Origin of the sequence: Viridibacillus arvi, assembly GCF_001274945.1 — a bacterium.
Lineage (GTDB): Bacteria > Bacillota > Bacilli > Bacillales_A > Planococcaceae > Viridibacillus > Viridibacillus arvi.
This window is the reverse complement of sequence record NZ_LILB01000005.1, coordinates 904,194-919,598: the sequence shown is the minus strand read 5'-3', so window position 1 is coordinate 919,598 and position 15,405 is coordinate 904,194. Positions and strand designations below refer to the sequence as shown.

The window sequence follows — 15,405 nt, the reverse complement described above, 5'->3', positions numbered from 1 at the left end:
AAAATGGTAGTAGGAGATTTCCCAATCGAAACAGATACACTTGTAATTGGCGCAGGCCCTGGTGGATATGTTGCAGCAATTCGTGCAGCGCAAACTGGACAAAAAGTAACAGTTGTTGAAAAAGAACACGTAGGTGGCGTATGCTTAAACGTTGGTTGTATTCCTTCAAAAGCATTAATCTCAGTTGGTCACCGTTTAGAACATGCTAAAAACTCAGCAGACATGGGTATTGTGGCTCCTGAAGTTAGCATCGATTTCAAAAAAGCGCAAGAATTTAAAGACGGCGTAGTTAAAAAATTAACTGGCGGCGTATCAAGCTTATTAAAAGGCAACAACGTTGACGTGGTAAGTGGAGAAGCTTACTTTGTAGATGCAAACACAATCCGTGTTATTAACGAAGACTCTGCACAAACGTATACTTTCAAAAATGCGATTTTAGCAACTGGTTCACGCCCTGTTGAAATCCCAACTTTCAAATTTTCTAAACGCGTAATAAACTCTACAGGCGCACTTTCATTACAAGAAGTGCCTGGAAAACTTGTTGTTATTGGTGGAGGTTACATCGGTACTGAGCTTGGTTCAGCATTTGCTAACCTTGGTTCTGAAGTAACAATTCTAGAAGGTGGCAAAGATATTCTAGCTGGCTTCGAAAAACAAATGACAACGATTGTTAAAAAAGGTCTTAAGAAAAAAGGCGTTACAATCGAAACAGACGCACTTGCTCAAGGCGTTGAAGAAACAGAAACTGGTGTTACTGTAAAATACGAAGTAAAAGGCGAAGCAAAATCTGTTGAAGCTGATTACGTATTAGTAACTGTTGGTCGTCGTCCTAACACTGATGAAATTGGCTTAGAAGAACTAGGTCTTGAATTTGGTGAACGTGGACTATTAAAAGTTGACAAACAATGCCGTACAAATATTCCAAACATCTATGCAATCGGTGATATTGTTGCTGGACCACAACTTGCTCACAAAGCTTCTTACGAAGGTAAAGTAGCTGCTGAAGCAATTGCTGGTGAAAAATCAGTAGTAGATTACTTAGCAATCCCTGCTGTTTGCTTCACAGATCCAGAAATGGCAACTGTAGGTCTTTCAGAAGACCAAGCAAAAGCAGAAGGCTATGAAGTAGTAGCTGGTAAATTCCCATTCGGAGCAAATGGTCGTGCATTAGCTCTAAATGAAACTGAAGGCTTCGTGAAACTTGTTTCTCGTAAAGCAGATGGCTTATTACTAGGTGGTCAAATCGTTGGTGCTGGTGCTTCTGATATGATCGCTGAAATTGGTTTAGCAATCGAAGCGGGTATGACTGTAGAAGATATTGCCATGACTATCCATGCACACCCAACTTTAGGTGAAATCACTATGGAAACTGCTGAAGTATTACTTGGAAATCCAATTCACATCGTAGCTAAAAAATAATATGGCTTTGCCAATTAGTAAACCTCTTGAAGTTATTGGACTTCAAGAGGTTTTTTTATGCGAAAATATCTAAAATAATACAATTGAATGGTTATTATAATTAGTTGGATTAAATAGAATATAAATAGAGAGCGAATTTAAGTTAGTTTATTTACGCATTTCGAAAAATTTCCTTCTATATAATATGCAGGTTTATTAGGTATGTAATATTAATAATTAATTTACAAAGTAGCTATATTTAAATATGGTATAATAATCCTGCGTTTATATATAGTGAGTGATAAGGTACTTTTTTATCCGAATTGAATTTATTTATTCAGAACAACAAAGGAGTGCTGAAAAATGGATTTAGGTTTACTAGGAAAAGTAGCGATTGTAACAGGGAGCAGTAAAGGAATTGGTCTTGCAACAGCTTTACAGCTAGCTAATGAGGGTGCCGATGTTACAATTTGTGCACGTAATGAAGAAAATTTAATACATGCAGCGAAAGTAATATTCTTGGAAACAGGACAGAAAGTACATACAGTATGTGCGGATGTATCTATAAAAGAAGATTGCGAAAGAATTATAAATGAAACAATTGAACATTATGGACAACTAAATATTTTAGTTAATAATGCCGGTACAAGTTCTGCTAACTCTTTTGAAAGTGTAGAAAATGAGCTTTGGCAAGATGATCTGGATTTAAAACTTTACGGTGCTGTGAATTGTTCTAAATTTGCGATTCCTCATATGAGGGCGGTAGGTGGAGGGGCAATTGTAAATGTTACTGCTATAAAAGGAAAAGCCCCTTCGGAATCCTCTTTACCAACATCTGTAAGCCGTGCAGCAGGGTTAGCATTAACGAAAGCTATGAGTAAAGATTTAGGGAAAGAGCAGATTCGAGTAAATACTGTTTGTATCGGATTAATTCGTAGCTCACAAATTGAGCAGAAATGGCGAACGAACGCCCCGGGTCTTAGTTGGAATGCATTTTCTGAAGAAATGGGAAAAAATATTCCTCTTGGTCGGATTGGTGAAACTGAAGAAGCGGCAAATGTTATTACTTTCTTAGTATCTGATGCAGCTTCTTATGTTAGTGGTACTGCAGTTAATATCGATGGTGGTTCAGCTCCAGTCCTTTAAATATGAAAAACATGATTTTATGATTTAAATAATGAATATAAGAAATTTATTAATTTACAATGGAAAAAATTTTGATATAAAAAAATAACTACACCACTTGGATGTTTTGTTTAGGCGAAATTCCTGGTGGTGTTTTTATTTTGCGTATTGTTTAAATGTGATAGTACATTCTTCCTTTAATTAAATTTATAGTAAATATGTAATAATCCTTATTAAGGAAGAGTTGTTAAATATGAAATAAATAGACCAATGTAATTATTGCCAGTACACATTTTGTACAAAAAACGTACATAGAACGTTCATAATGATGTGAAATTCTTATGTTAGTGGATAGGTTTTGATTTTCTTATTAAGAATAAGGAGTTATAATTTCATTTGAATCAAGCAAGAGGTTTGATAGTTCCTCTGAAGAGTCTTAGGCGCGAAAACCTGGGTGCCTAATTTCTCCTATTGGAAACGTGAGAATGTATTTAATGCTTTAACTCAATCAAGTAGGCTATTAAAACATTGAGACTACTATGAATTGTCTCATCGTTGTTCCAAACAAAAGGAGTAACCTTCAATAATCTAGCAAATTCAAAATGTGTTTTTTGTTTTGGAATACTAATATTTTTTAGGAGGACAATTTTTTTAAGAACCATTTAATATTCTAAAACACATTACAAGTAAGTTGTTTTTTGAAGGGAGTACAACATGAAGAAAAAAATGCTAATCTTGCCGGCGTTGATGTCAATCATGGCTTTATTCTTATCTGGCTGTGAACCATTAATGATTTTTGATCCAAAAGGTCCAAACGCGAAGACTTTATCAAATACAATCATTCTATCCATTATCGTGATGGCATTTATATTGTTAGTTGTTTATTTATTATTAGCGAATATGCTTTTGAAATATCGAGCATCTAAATTACCTAGTGATTATGAACCACCGCATGAAGAAGGTAGTACAAAACTCGAAATTATTTGGACAGTTATTCCGATTCTTATCGTAACTGCTCTATCAATAGTTACGATTAGCACAACAACAAAAGTTGAAAGTCAACAAACAGGTTATGACAATACAAAACCTCTTGTAATATACGCAGCATCTTCTAACTGGAAATGGCATTTTAGCTATCCAGAAGAAGGCGTCGAGACGGTAAACTATGTCAACATTCCAACAGATCGTCCAGTTGAATTTAGACTGTATTCATTTGGACCAATTACAAGTTTCTGGATTCCCCAATTAGCTGGTCAAAAATATGCAATGAGTGATATGGTCAATAAACTTCATATGGCAGCAGATGTAGAAGGATCATTTTTTGGTAGAAACTCAAACTTTAATGGTAAAGGTTTTGCACAAATGGAGTTTGAAGCACAAACAATGTCTCAACAGAAATTTGACGAATGGGTATCTGACGTAAAAGCGAAAGAGCCTGAGTTAACAGAGAAAACATTCAATGAATTATTAGATACGGACTTTGTAGGCCGTAAAAGTTTCTCTTCTACACATTTAACATTCAGTCCTGCTCCAGAAATGCATCATGGAAAATCATCAGATATGTCTGATGATGCTGAAGAAATGGATGGAATGGATATGTCTGATGGAGAAATGGACCATTCTAATCACTAGATAGCTAGATTAGATGATTGAAAGGAGTTACAAAAATGAGCATGGAAGAATTATTTGAGCCGATGAAAGAACCAATGATCATGGGTGCGGCCGTTAGTATTGTTGTAGGTGCCATTACAATTGTTGCTGGTTTGACTTACTTCAAGAAATGGGGCTATTTCTATAAAAATTGGTTAACTACAGTTGACCATAAAAAAATCGGTGTTATGTATATCATTGTTGCATTAGTCATGCTATTTAGAGGTGGTATTGACGCATTATTAATGCGTGCACAAACTGCTGTTCCTGAAAATAACTTATTAAATGCACAACACTATAATGAAATCTTTACAACTCACGGTTTAGTCATGATTCTCTTCATGGCAATGCCGTTTATTATCGGGTTAATGAACGTTGTAGTACCATTACAAATTGGTGCACGTGACGTTGCGTTTCCACGATTAAATGCACTTAGCTTCTGGCTATTTGCTGCAGGTGCAGGATTATTAAATGTTTCCTTCATCATTGGTGGATCACCAGATGCTGGTTGGACTGCATACTTCCCACTAGCTGGTATTGAATTCAGTCCAAATGTTGGAAATAACTATTATGCATGGGCTTTACAATTATCAGGATTAGGTACGTTAATGACAGGTATTAACTTCATTACTACAATCATGAAAATGCGTGCACCGGGTCTGAAATTAATGAAAATGCCTATGTTTACTTGGTCAGCATTAATTACAAATGTCATCATTACATTTGCTTTCCCTGTTTTAACAGTGGCACTTGCACTTATGACATTAGACCGTCAATTCGGTACTAAATTCTTTGCAATGTCTGACGGTGGAATGGATATGCTATGGGCTAACCTTTTCTGGGTTTGGGGTCACCCTGAAGTATATATCGTTATTTTACCAGCGTTCGGTATTTTCAGTGAGGTAATCTCAACATTCTCACGTAAAAACTTATTTGGTTACAAATCAATGGTTATGAGTATGATCGTAATTTCTTTACTATCATTTATGGTATGGGCTCACCATTTCTATACAATGGGCCATGGCGTTATGGTAAACAGTATTTTCTCAGTCTCTACAATGTTAATTGCTGTACCGACCGGGGTTAAAATCTTTAACTGGTTGCTTACAATGAGGCATGGTAAGATTCAGTTTACAACTCCAATGCTTTATGCGCTTGCATTTATTCCAATCTTCACTATTGGTGGGGTAACAGGGGTAATGCTAGCGATGGCAAGTGCTGACTATCAATATCACAATACGATGTTCTTAGTTGCCCACTTCCACTATGTATTAATTCCGGGTACCGTATTCGGTGTATTAGCAGGGTACCATTTCTGGTGGCCGAAAATATTTGGCTTCCGCTTAAATGAAAAATTAGGGAAAGCTGCTTTCTGGTGCATTGCAATTGGATTCAATGTTGCATTCTTCCCGTTATTCATTCTTGGTTTAGACGGTTATGCACGTCGTATGTTCACTTATTCTGCAAGTACTGGTTACGGTACATTAAATATGATTTCCTTCCTAGGGGCTCTAGGAATGGCAGTCGGATTTGCGCTTATTTGTTATAACATTTACTACAGCTTCCGTCACAGCCCACGCGACGAAAACGGCGACCCTTGGGATGCGCGTTCTCTTGAATGGGCAACACATAGTCCAGTACCTGAATATAACTTTGCGGTTGTACCAGAAGTTAATCAATTGGATGAATATTGGTATGCGAAAAAAGAAGGTCGCGATATTACGGCAGGCGAATATGAACGTATTCATATGCCTAATAATAGTGGTGCTCCAATGTGGATGGCCGGCGTACTATTCCTATTCTCATTCTTCTTTGTATTTAGTGTATGGACAGCTGTTATCGTATTTGGTATAGCTACTCTTGGATTTATGGCATTCCGTTCATTTGAAAAAGATCACGGTCACTATATTGAAGTGGCTGAAATTGAAGCAACTGAACGTCAATTGAGAGGTGACAAATAATGTCTAAAGAAAACACATCACTTCCATTAGAATATCGTACAGAGGAAAATAGATTAAAGGTTTTCGGTTTTTGGATTTTCCTAGGTGCTGAGATTATGTTATTTGCAACTCTATTTACTGTGTACTTTGTATTAACAGATCGCACAGGTTCAGGTCCTGCTGGTATTGACATCTTCGAAATGCCACCAGTTTTACTAGAAACTTTCTTATTATTAACAAGTAGTTTCTTGATTGGACTTGGTGTACATGCGATGAGAATTGGTCGTGTCAAAGCAATGATAGTGTTCTATATCTTGACATTGCTACTTGGCGCAGGCTTCTTGGCTGTTGAGATTATGGAGTTCGTAACATATGTTAATGAAGGTGCAACAATTACAACAAGCGCATTCTTGTCATCATTAATGACTCTATTAGGTACGCACGGTGCTCACGTAACTTTCGGTTTACTATGGGGTATCGCGATTATCGTACAGGTAGTTAAACGTGGATTAAATGCTCAAACTGCAAACAAAGCATTTATCTTCTCGTTATACTGGCATTTCTTGGATGTCGTATGGATCTTCATCTTCAGCTTCGTTTATCTGAAAGGAGTGTTGGGATGATGAAAGAATTATTTCCAAAAGAACATGTTGTAGGTTTTGTTGGCTCCCTTATTTTAACGCTCGCTGCTCTAAGTGTAATTACATTTGATATGTCTAAAGGTATTGCAATGACTATCTTAAGTGTAACTGCACTAGCGCAAGCTGTTGTGCAACTTGTGTTATTCATGCATATCGGAGAAACAGAAGATAAAAAAACCCTATATACAAGTGTCATTTACGCTGTAGTAGTTGGTCTTGTAACAGTCTTTGGTTCATTGTTAACAATGATTTGGGGATATTAAGATAATAATAGAAAAAGCAGTTCGAAGTTTAAATACTTTGGACTGCTTTTTATTTATGGAAAGAAATATTCTACTACTATTACTCAGAGTCTGTTAGTGCGATAATTATAAGCTAACATACATGTCTATATTGTAAGTTCTTAAAGTGGATAAGGGGAGAGATGAAAGTATAGTTTCTAATAATGACCGTCTAGTCATAAATCTTTTTAAAGTCGAGTATAGTGTTTGGAACAAGTGTTAATTCACAAATAATAAAAAGAGATAGTCGTGCATTGTTACGACTATCTCTTTTGTGTTTATGAAAGATGTACTATATATTGTTTTAGTAATAAGGCTAGCCATTGTAAGTTTTCATATTGTTTAAGGTTCGCCATCATTCCATTTAATAAAGCAGGACGAGGATTTGAAAGTTTTAATTCAGCTTCTATTAAAGATAACGTGTCTTCAATGATAGGGTGTCCTTTATAAGTTTCGATCCAACGATTTACTTCTTCTTGTACTTCTAATGCAGTCACAGAATACTCCTGCATGCAATGTGGTTTTGAATTCCATAATTGTTCAGTAAGGAAAGTGTTTTTTGAATGCTCTACAAGGATATCTACTTTTTCAATAAGAGTAGAACTTAATTGAACGAAATCATATGGTTGTCTATGGAAAAGGATAAATTCTGAATATCCATGCATGATTCCTTTTAAAGAAATGAGAATGTCATATTGGAAAGGAGCAATACGCTTTCCATATACTTCTGTTAATAATGCTAGAGTAGTTTTATCACTAAGATCTCTATAATAATTTAATCTTTGAAGAATTTGTTCATTAATTGGATGCATTTGTTCCTTCATAAACATAGATATTAATGGTAATTTTTCTTCAAATAGTTGAAAATGTAAAAGAAAATAGTTTTTGATCTTTTCTTTTGGAGGCATGTCACTTTCTAATAAATCATTATATTGACCAATAATTTCTCGCAAAAAATGTTCGAATATAGCAATGAATAACTCATCTTTTGATTTGAAAGATAAATAAAAGGCACCTTTAGAAATACCGCATGCATCTGTTATATCTTGAATAGAGGTCGATGCTATACTATTTTGCGCAAATAATTCTACTGCCTTTTCAATAATTAATTGTTGCTTAGATATAAAAACTCACTCCCTATCCTTAGTATTTGACAACTGACTAATCAGTCATTATTATATAGAATAGTGACCAAATAGTCAAAAAAGGCGGTGCAAAGGTGCATTCTACAATTAAATTTATGCTAAAAAACAAGCTAGCGGTATGGTTATTAACAATTATCGTAGCAGTGGCTGGGGTTTATGCAGGCTTGAAAATGAAGCTTGAATCAATTCCTGATATTTCAATTCCAATAGTTACAGTAACAACGGTTTATCCTGGTGCTACACCAGAGCAAGTAACAGATGATATTTCAATTCCCTTTGAGAAGGCAGTTAATAATTTAAAATCAGTAAAATCTGTTTACTCAAATTCATATCAAAATGCCTCAAGTCTTCAAATTGAATTTAAATATGGTGCAGATATGAAAGAAGCAGTTGACAATGTAAAGGAAGCAATTGAAAAAATTGATCTTCCTGAAACTGCGCAAGCACCAACCATTGATCGAGTTAACATTAATGCCTTCCCGGTAGTAGCGTTAAGTGTTTCTGATAAAGAAGAAACAATCGATGAGTTAACAAAAACAGTAGAAGATTACTTCGTTCCTAAAATGGAAGCAATCGACGGTGTTGCTTCAGTATCAGTAACTGGTCAACAAGTTGAAAAAGTTCAATTAACATATGACCAAAAGAAATTAGCACAATATGGTCTAGATGAAGCGAAGGTTAAGCAATACATTCAAGCAATGGATATTAAAGTCCCACTTGGTATGTTCCAATTTAAGGATGCGGAGCAATCAGTCGTAGTTGACGGTAAATTAACAACTTTAAAAGAGCTGAAAGACTTAGATATTCCTGTTCAACCTCAAGCAGGAGCTGGATTAACTCAGCAACAATCTCCAGCTGAACCGTTTGTGAAATTAGGTAAACTCGCTAAAATCAAACTGATTGGTGATGTAGAATCGGTTTCTCGTACAAATGGTGAATCGGCAATTGCAGTTCAAATAGTAAAATCGCAAGAAGCCAATACGGTTGAGGTTGTAAATAACGTAAAAGATGCTTCAAAACAATTTGAAAAAGATAATAAAGGCATGAAAATTGATATCACGATGGACCAAGGTGAACCTATTGAGAAGTCTGTATCAACAATGTTAAATAAAGCATTATTCGGTGCTATTTTTGCCGTTATTATTATCATGCTATTTTTACGTAATATTCGTTCTACAATCATATCTATTATATCAATTCCATTATCACTATTAATCTCTGTATTAATTTTGAAACAAATGGATATTACATTAAATATGATGACGCTTGCTGCTATGACGGTCGCGATTGGTCGTGTAATTGATGACTCTATTGTAGTAGTTGAAAATATTTATAGAAGAATATATTTAGAAGGTGAGAAATTACATGGTCGTGCTTTAATTCGTGAAGCAACGATTGAAATGTTCAAGCCAATTCTATCTTCAACACTAGTTACAGTAGCTGTATTCTTACCGCTAGCATTAGTAGGAGGAATGGTTGGCGAATTGTTTATGCCGTTTGCTTTAACAATGGCATTTGCTCTAGGGGCATCGTTAATCGTGGCTATTACTGTTGTGCCAGTATTAGCACATTCTCTATTTAAAAAAGAGCTGTATGGTAAAAAACAAACGAAAAAAGAAGAACATGGCAAGTTATCACAAAGCTATAAGAAATTACTTAGTTGGGTACTTGACCATAAACTAGTAACTTCAATTGGTACAATTGTTATTTTAGTAGCAAGTCTATTTTTGGCTCCGTTTGTAGGGTTTAGTTTCATGCCGGAAGATGAACAGAAAATGGTTTACTTAACGTATACTCCAGAACCAGGAGAAACACGTGACAGCGTAATTAAAGACGTTGAAGAAGTAGAGAAGATAGTAATGGACAAAAAAGATGTTCAAACAGTTCAAGTATCGATCGGTGGAGCTAATCCTATGATGCCAGGTGCTTCGAATGGTGCTTTAATGTACATTATTTATGATCCAGATACAAAAGATTTTGGTAATGTAAAAACTAAATTAGTAGAAGAAATCGTTGCAGTTAAGCAAACAGGAACTTGGAAAAATCAGGATTTTTCTATGTCTGGTTCAAGTAGTGAGTTAAATTATTCAGTTTATGGTAATACGATGGAAGACATCAAACCAGTTGTCAAAAACATCGAAAAAATCATGAACAAACGCGATGATTTAAAAGATGTAAAAGCATCAATTTCCGAAACTTATGATGAACATACATTAGTAATTGACCAAGATAAAGTGAAAAATCTAGGTTTAACTACGGGACAAATTGCTATGGCGATTAATCCGAACGTCCAATCAGAAGTATTAACTTCAATTGATAAGGATGGCAAAAAAATCGAAGTTTATGTTCATAAAGAAACAGCATCACCTGATGATTTTAATGATGTATTGAAACAAAAAATAAAATCACCACTTGGTATGGAAGTTAAACTTTCAGAAGTAGTAGATGTCAAAGAGGGTTCAACTTTATCTCAAATTAATCGTAGTAAAGGAAAACTTTTTGCGAGTGTAACAGCAACAGTCACTTCTAAAGACATTACAAAAGCGTCTAGTGCTGTACAAAAAGACATTGATAAACTAGATTTACCAAACAATGTTGAAGTGAATAGTGGCGGTGTAGCAGAAGATATGGCTGAAGCATTCACTCAATTAGGTTTAGCTATGGTAGCAGCAATTGCGATTGTTTACTTCATCCTTGTAGTTACTTTTGGTGAAGGTTTAGCACCGTTATCAATCCTGTTCTCACTACCATTTACCGTAATTGGTGCTTTAGTAGCGTTATGGATAACTGGCGAAACAATCAGTGTATCTTCAATGATTGGTCTTTTAATGTTAATAGGTATCGTAGTGACAAATGCGATCGTATTAATCGACCGAGTAATTCATATGGAACATGAGGGTATGACAATGCGTGAAGCAATTTTAGAAGCCGGTGCAACACGTCTTCGCCCAATCCTAATGACTGCACTAGCAACAGTTGGCGCTTTAATTCCATTAGCGATTGGTGCAGAAGGAAGCGGCTTGATTTCAAAAGGCTTAGGTGTAACAGTAATCGGTGGTTTAATCAGTTCTACTGTTTTAACATTAATCATTGTGCCACTTGTTTATGAACTATTGTCTAAGATGTTGAAGAAGAATCGTGCAGCAGAAAACTTTGACGATTAATTATTATTAATAAAAATAGGAAAGAAGCTATCTATCATTACATAGTTAATGAAGGGTAGCTTCTTTTTTATTCCAGTTAGATTCATAGACATCTAGGAAAGATAGGCGTACAATATTTCGTATTACTTTATAAACACGGCATGTGTTAAAAGGGGAGTTTCGAAATGCAATCTAAAGTGGGTAATTACAAGTTAGTCAAACACAAAACAAGCAATTATAAGATAGTTAGTAAAGCGTCCGAAGAAAAAGCGGAAGTAAAAGAGCGAGATGTCAATGAAGCAGCGGTAGATGAGTTGGAAATAACTGGACCAGAAGTGGATGAATCTAAAATAAGTGAAATTGCAGAACAGAAATTAGAAGCGGAAAATCTACCAACAACACAACTAGATTCAACGAAATTGAAGCAGAAAAACTCAATGAAAATTAAATTTATAAAACAAAAATCAATAAAATGGGTACGAATAATTTTCCAAATGGTAATACTATACGTTTTTTCTTTTATTGGTACGACTATCGTGAATTTATTAGGGGTCAAATTTCCCGGTAGTATCGTCGGTTTACTCATTTTATTAGCTCTGTTACTTAGTAAAATAATGCCAGTGTCATTGATTGAAGAAGGAGCAGGATTTATGTTAGCAATTTTACCGTTGTTTTTCGTTCCTGCAACTGTAGGCGTTATAAATTATCCTGAATTATTATCTTTGCATGGTATTTTGTTATTACTCACAGTTATAGCTAGTACGATCTGTACAATTATTATTTCAGGTAGAATTTGTAAAATTATAGAGAAGAAAGAAAAGTTAGAAACTAAAGAACTGAAGGAGGTCGTAAAATGAAAGCTGTAGCCATTATTCTAATAACTATTTTTATTTTTTATCTAATGTCAAAATTATATGCTCGTTTTTCGACTCCATTTTTGCTACCAATTTTAACAACGACAATAATCGGTGTTTTTATTTTAGCATTGTGTAATATTCCGTATGAAACATATATGACTGGTGGTAAATGGATTGATGTAATGCTAGGGCCTGCGGTTGTAAGTTTAGCATATCCTTTGTATACACAAAGGCATATGATTAAAACATATAAATTATCTATAATTTCTGGTGTAATTGTGGCTATGATTTCAGGTCTTATTAGTGTTTTTGCTTTGGCGAAGTTAATGCGTTTTGATAATGAAATGGTGAGATCGTTACTGCCGAAATCGATTACAACACCGGTTGCAATGCAAGTAAGTGATTCATTAGGTGGAATTCCGCCTATGACTGCTGTATTTGTTATGGTGGCAGGATTTACTGGTGCCATTTTAGGGCCGTTTATATTCCGCGTTTGTAAAATTGATACTGCGGTGAGCAGAGGAGTTTCAATGGGAGGAGGAGCTCATGGATTCGGTGTTTCAAAACTTACTGAATACGGAGAAAAAACCTTATCCATGGGCTCGGTATCAATGACACTAAGTGCTGTTATTGGAGCATTTATTTGTCCCTTATTTGCAATGCTTATATTCTGAAAATAGCATGTGGAAATTCTTTTTGAATTTTTCACATGCTGTTTTTATTTCTTGGGAAATAAAAATGAAAAAAGGGTTTCTTTAATATTCGGCGAACCAGTTTAATATAGGAAAACAAAGGGGAGTTGTAACATATGAAATGGAAAACAAGAGTGACAGAATTATTAGGTATAGAGTATCCGATCATTCAAGGTGGACTTGCTTATTTAGCATATGCAGATTTGGCTGCAGCTGTGTCGAATGCTGGAGGATTAGGGCAAATTACAGCTATGAGCTTAGAAAACCCAGAAGCACTACGTAAAGAAATTCAAAAAGTACGCCGCTTAACAGATCGACCATTCGGTGTTAATTATGCTATTGGCCAACATGGTCGCTCATTTGAGCATATGTTAGCGGTAGCAATAGAGGAAAAAGTACCGGTTGTATCAATGACAGGTGGAAATCCTGCTCCGATTTTTAAACAATTAGAGGGAACAGATATTAAGAAATTAGTATTAGTTGCTGCACGTAGACAAGCGCAAAAAGCTGAAGAATTAGGTGCAGATGCCGTTATGGTAGTAGGACAAGAAGGTGGAGGTCATCTAGGGCGGGATGATATCGGAACAATGGTACTAGTACCTCAAGTGGTAGATGCTGTTTCTATTCCTGTGATTGCATCAGGAGGTATAGGTGATGGTCGTGGGTGGATGGCAGCGCTTGCGTTAGGTGCAGAAGGTATTGAGATGGGAACGCGTTTTATCGCGACGAAAGAATGTATTGATGCATCCGTTCTGTATAAAAACGCTTTAATTAATAGCACGGAAGCAGACACGACTGTAATTAAACGATCCATAGGTACACCAGCACGCGCTATTAGAAATAGTTGGACAGATCAAATTCATGATATTGAAAAAGTAACTCCAACATATGAAGCTTTAAAAAATTTCATAAGTGGTCAAGCGAATAAAAAATATATATATGAAGGTAAGGAAAATGAAGGGTTTGGTTGGGCTGGACAAGTAACAGGTTTAATCCAAGATGAACCGACTGTGGAGAAACTTATACAGCGAATGGTTGCGCAGGCAACGGAAATACGCTTAAAATGGGGAGAACAATAAAAAGGCTATATTAGCCTGAATCAAAAGGTAGGTAAGAATATGGAATACTCTTATCCGTTCTCAACGGACTGGTCTACAGAAGAAATTGTAGATGTAATTGCGTTCTTCCAAGCAATAGAAAAAGCATATGAAACAGGTGTTCAACGCGAAGATCTAATGTCAAAATATAGACGATTTAAAGAAATCGTGCCAGCGATGGCTGAAGAAAAAACCATTTTCCGCGAATTTGAAGAAGTTAGTGGCTATGTGAGCTATTCAATTATTAAGCAAATGAAAGATGCTCCAGCTGGTTCGAAAATTAAAGGTGAATCAAGAAAAAGAAAGTAAAAGAACAGGCTTATGCCTGTTCTTTTACTTTTTGTTGACCATAGTATTATAAATAGGGAGTAATGCATCAAATGTTTCTTCAGTTAATTTCTCAAATTCCTCAGCAGTTAATTGTACCGCATTTTCTTTTGGGATTTGTAGACCAACTATAAATTCACCTTTTTTTACATCCCGTAAACGTTCAAGTAAACCGACTAGCTGACCATCTTTCAAAGCATCTTTTATATTAATTCCTTCTGGTGAAAAATGATCACCTGATACATAAAAATTTTTTGGTAGCTTTTTAAATAAATTCTGTTTTTTTAGTAAACGATCAGCAATTTCAACTTTACTTGGTGCTTCATAAATAACGCAAAGAATTATGAATAGATGAGTACCAAATAAGCCAAGCTGAAAGTGAGGAATTGATTTATAGCCGCGTTTGTAAGGAGCAAATGCGACCCAGCTATCTTTTGGGGGATTTACTTTACGACGTGCATGCTTTGCTACATGTGGATAAAATTCATCTGCAGTTTTTGCGGAGAAATATGTAGAAAATGTCGTACCTAATTCTTCAAATTTTGGTCTTACGGTATTGATAAGTGCTTCCATTCGTGGTTCTAAGCCATTGATGGAGAAAACGTCGAAATCTTTTTGTGTCCATTTTGTTTTTGGCATAATAATTTAACTCCTTTTGAAAGTTTATGTTTATTTTATTAGAAATTTGGGAAAAAATCTTGTAGAAGGACTTATCATTTTTCACATCATGCATATAATGTAGTAAGACACTTTAAGTCCTAGCTTGCACAAACAAAATAAAAAGGAGCTGGTTAGTATGAAACAGGTAGTACACATTATTCGCAAAGTTGATTATGAAAAGCAATATGTGAAGGGACTGCAATTAGAAATGGATTATGAACTAGCAACATTATTTGATGCTCTGCAAGATGAGGATGTAAAACAAATTGAATTAAGCAAAATTCGCCTTTCTGAACTTCATTTGGAATTGGAGGCATTTCATGCTTTTGCCTAAAGAGAGAATCAATATTCGCCGGTGAACATCTGCTAATCAAATGAGAAGCAGATGTTTTTTTGCTATAATAGAGATAGGCAAAAAACATTTTGTACTTATAGAAATGATGTTTTTT

At 35.3% G+C, this 15,405-nt stretch carries 14 protein-coding genes and 1 pseudogene; 12 read left to right on the top strand and 3 right to left on the bottom strand.

All coding sequences use genetic code 11. The features are described from left to right. Window positions 1–3: 3 nt before the first annotated feature. The 6 genes from lpdA (at window position 4) to qoxD (ending at window position 7,017) form a co-directional block, all read left to right on the top strand. On the top strand, window positions 4–1,419 hold the full coding sequence (gene lpdA, locus AMD00_RS13780; RefSeq protein WP_053417593.1) for a dihydrolipoyl dehydrogenase: 1,416 nt from the start codon (window positions 4–6) through the stop codon (window positions 1,417–1,419). Between the two features lie 342 nt (window positions 1,420–1,761). Then, the gene (locus AMD00_RS13775; protein WP_053417592.1) at window positions 1,762–2,544 is read left to right on the top strand and encodes an SDR family NAD(P)-dependent oxidoreductase; all 783 of its coding nucleotides are present in this window, start codon (window positions 1,762–1,764) and stop codon (window positions 2,542–2,544) included. Between the two features lie 693 nt (window positions 2,545–3,237). Beyond that, window positions 3,238–4,155 carry a cytochrome aa3 quinol oxidase subunit II gene (qoxA, locus tag AMD00_RS13770; RefSeq protein ID WP_053417591.1) on the top strand — a complete coding sequence of 306 codons (918 nt, stop codon included), beginning with the start codon at window positions 3,238–3,240 and terminating at the stop codon, window positions 4,153–4,155. Window positions 4,156–4,190: 35 nt separating this feature from the next. Beyond that, window positions 4,191–6,134, top strand: a complete 1,944-nt coding sequence (gene qoxB, locus AMD00_RS13765; RefSeq protein WP_053417590.1) for a cytochrome aa3 quinol oxidase subunit I — start codon at window positions 4,191–4,193, stop codon at window positions 6,132–6,134. Then, window positions 6,134–6,736 carry a cytochrome aa3 quinol oxidase subunit III gene (gene qoxC, locus AMD00_RS13760; RefSeq protein ID WP_053417589.1) on the top strand — a complete coding sequence of 201 codons (603 nt, stop codon included), beginning with the start codon at window positions 6,134–6,136 and terminating at the stop codon, window positions 6,734–6,736. Before qoxB ends, qoxC begins: the two co-directional genes overlap by 1 nt. Next, window positions 6,736–7,017, top strand: coding sequence for a cytochrome aa3 quinol oxidase subunit IV (gene qoxD, locus AMD00_RS13755; RefSeq protein ID WP_053418304.1), 282 nt, complete (start codon window positions 6,736–6,738; stop codon window positions 7,015–7,017). The genes qoxC and qoxD overlap by 1 nt, the downstream gene beginning before the upstream one ends. A gap of 296 nt (window positions 7,018–7,313) precedes the next feature. Here the strand turns inward: qoxD and AMD00_RS13750 are convergent, their stop codons facing one another. Next, entirely contained in the window at window positions 7,314–7,988 is a 675-nt protein-coding gene (locus tag AMD00_RS13750; protein ID WP_053417588.1) for a hypothetical protein, read from the bottom strand. A gap of 24 nt (window positions 7,989–8,012) precedes the next feature. Continuing rightward, window positions 8,013–8,138: pseudogene (locus tag AMD00_RS24310) on the bottom strand (TetR/AcrR family transcriptional regulator); the annotation flags it as partial. Window positions 8,139–8,254: 116 nt separating this feature from the next. Between AMD00_RS24310 and AMD00_RS13745 the strand changes: the two are divergent. The 5 genes from AMD00_RS13745 to AMD00_RS13725 all read left to right on the top strand — a co-directional run bounded on the left by AMD00_RS13745 (window position 8,255) and on the right by AMD00_RS13725 (window position 14,278). Continuing rightward, window positions 8,255–11,344 carry an efflux RND transporter permease subunit gene (locus tag AMD00_RS13745; protein ID WP_053417587.1) on the top strand — a complete coding sequence of 1,030 codons (3,090 nt, stop codon included), beginning with the start codon at window positions 8,255–8,257 and terminating at the stop codon, window positions 11,342–11,344. A gap of 164 nt (window positions 11,345–11,508) precedes the next feature. After that, complete coding sequence (locus tag AMD00_RS24010; protein WP_245639523.1) at window positions 11,509–12,180, top strand: CidA/LrgA family protein; 672 nt, start codon at window positions 11,509–11,511, stop codon at window positions 12,178–12,180. Continuing rightward, window positions 12,177–12,854, top strand: coding sequence for an LrgB family protein (locus AMD00_RS13735; RefSeq protein ID WP_053417586.1), 678 nt, complete (start codon window positions 12,177–12,179; stop codon window positions 12,852–12,854). The genes AMD00_RS24010 and AMD00_RS13735 overlap by 4 nt, the downstream gene beginning before the upstream one ends. 134 nt (window positions 12,855–12,988) lie before the next feature. Then, a complete protein-coding gene (locus AMD00_RS13730) occupies window positions 12,989–13,951 on the top strand; it encodes an NAD(P)H-dependent flavin oxidoreductase (protein ID WP_053417585.1) in 963 nt (320 codons plus the stop codon). Between the two features lie 39 nt (window positions 13,952–13,990). Next, window positions 13,991–14,278 carry a UPF0223 family protein gene (locus AMD00_RS13725; RefSeq protein WP_053417584.1) on the top strand — a complete coding sequence of 96 codons (288 nt, stop codon included), beginning with the start codon at window positions 13,991–13,993 and terminating at the stop codon, window positions 14,276–14,278. Window positions 14,279–14,302: 24 nt separating this feature from the next. On the opposite strand, the gene AMD00_RS13720 is transcribed toward AMD00_RS13725, so the two are convergent. Next, complete coding sequence (locus AMD00_RS13720; RefSeq protein ID WP_053417583.1) at window positions 14,303–14,935, bottom strand: YktB family protein; 633 nt, start codon at window positions 14,933–14,935, stop codon at window positions 14,303–14,305. 157 nt (window positions 14,936–15,092) lie between these two features. Here AMD00_RS13720 and AMD00_RS13715 point away from each other — a divergent pair, with 157 nt between their 5' ends. Continuing rightward, on the top strand, window positions 15,093–15,290 hold the full coding sequence (locus tag AMD00_RS13715; RefSeq protein ID WP_038183657.1) for a hypothetical protein: 198 nt from the start codon (window positions 15,093–15,095) through the stop codon (window positions 15,288–15,290). Window positions 15,291–15,405: the final 115 nt, after the last annotated feature.

Coding starts and splice junctions, on each gene's coding strand:
- qoxB (WP_053417590.1), top strand. CDS start 4,191: ATGAGCATGGAAGAATTATTTGAGCCGATGAAAGAACCAATGATCATG.
- qoxD (WP_053418304.1), top strand. CDS start 6,736: ATGAAAGAATTATTTCCAAAAGAACATGTTGTAGGTTTTGTTGGCTCC.
- AMD00_RS13775 (WP_053417592.1), top strand. CDS start 1,762: ATGGATTTAGGTTTACTAGGAAAAGTAGCGATTGTAACAGGGAGCAGT.
- AMD00_RS13720 (WP_053417583.1), bottom strand. CDS start 14,935: ATGCCAAAAACAAAATGGACACAAAAAGATTTCGACGTTTTCTCCATC.
- AMD00_RS13715 (WP_038183657.1), top strand. CDS start 15,093: ATGAAACAGGTAGTACACATTATTCGCAAAGTTGATTATGAAAAGCAA.
- lpdA (WP_053417593.1), top strand. CDS start 4: ATGGTAGTAGGAGATTTCCCAATCGAAACAGATACACTTGTAATTGGC.
- qoxC (WP_053417589.1), top strand. CDS start 6,134: ATGTCTAAAGAAAACACATCACTTCCATTAGAATATCGTACAGAGGAA.
- AMD00_RS13725 (WP_053417584.1), top strand. CDS start 13,991: ATGGAATACTCTTATCCGTTCTCAACGGACTGGTCTACAGAAGAAATT.
- qoxA (WP_053417591.1), top strand. CDS start 3,238: ATGAAGAAAAAAATGCTAATCTTGCCGGCGTTGATGTCAATCATGGCT.
- AMD00_RS24010 (WP_245639523.1), top strand. CDS start 11,509: ATGCAATCTAAAGTGGGTAATTACAAGTTAGTCAAACACAAAACAAGC.
- AMD00_RS13735 (WP_053417586.1), top strand. CDS start 12,177: ATGAAAGCTGTAGCCATTATTCTAATAACTATTTTTATTTTTTATCTA.
- AMD00_RS13730 (WP_053417585.1), top strand. CDS start 12,989: ATGAAATGGAAAACAAGAGTGACAGAATTATTAGGTATAGAGTATCCG.